The 802-nt window shown below is 74.9% G+C and carries 1 protein-coding gene; it reads left to right on the forward strand.

Annotated elements, in window-relative coordinates; genetic code table 11:
- Positions 1-735, forward strand: a 735-nt coding sequence (locus VR45_RS36370) for a phosphopantetheine-binding protein (RefSeq protein WP_045944205.1), incomplete at its 5' end; no start/stop codon positions are given.
- Positions 736-802 lie beyond the last annotated feature (67 nt).

The raw sequence follows: 802 nt of genomic DNA on the forward strand, positions 1-802 counted from the left end.
GAGCTGACCGCCGAGCGCTTCGTCGACGACCCCTTCGGCGCCCCCGGCGACCGGCTCTACCGCACTGGCGACCTGGTGGCCTGGACCCCGGACGGCGAACTGGAGTTCCTCGGCCGGATCGACGACCAGGTGAAGATCCGCGGCCACCGGATCGAGCTGGGGGAGGTCGAGGCGGCGCTGCTGACCCACCCGGCGGTCGCCGAGGCCGCCGCCGCGGTGCACCGGGAGGCGGCCGCCGCGCCCGGCAACGAAGAGGACGGGGGCGACGGCGAGCCGTTCGTCGCCGGCTATCTCGTCCCGGCCGCCGGACAGAACGCTCCCGAGCCCGCCGAACTCCGCTCCTTCCTGCAGCGGTTGCTGCCCGGCGCGGCCGTCCCGCAGCGCTTCCTGGTGCTCGACCGGCTGCCGCTCACGCCCAACGGCAAACTGGACCGGCGCGCGCTGCCCGTCCCTCCGGTGCCGGTGGAGGCCCCGACCGGCCCCGCCTCCGGTCCGGAGGCGGAGGACGAGGTGCTCGCTGCCGTGCTCGGGATCTGGTCCGAGGTGCTGCGGCTGCCCGGTCTCGGCCCCGAGGACGACCTCTTCGACCTCGGCGGCCACTCCCTGACGATCATTCAGATCACCGCCAGGATCCGCGATCTGCTGGGCGTCGAGCTCGACTTCGACGTATTCTTCGCCACCTTCGCCACCCCGACCCCGCTCGGCATCGCCGCCGCCGTCCGCGAACTGCGGTGACCTCCGGGCGGCGTGACCGGACCCGCGCCGCCCGACGAGCCCTCCCCGCACCCGCTCCCCTCGCCCC

Source organism: Streptomyces sp. NRRL S-495, from assembly GCF_000966955.1.
GTDB classification, from domain to species: Bacteria; Actinomycetota; Actinomycetes; order Streptomycetales; family Streptomycetaceae; genus Kitasatospora; species Kitasatospora purpeofusca.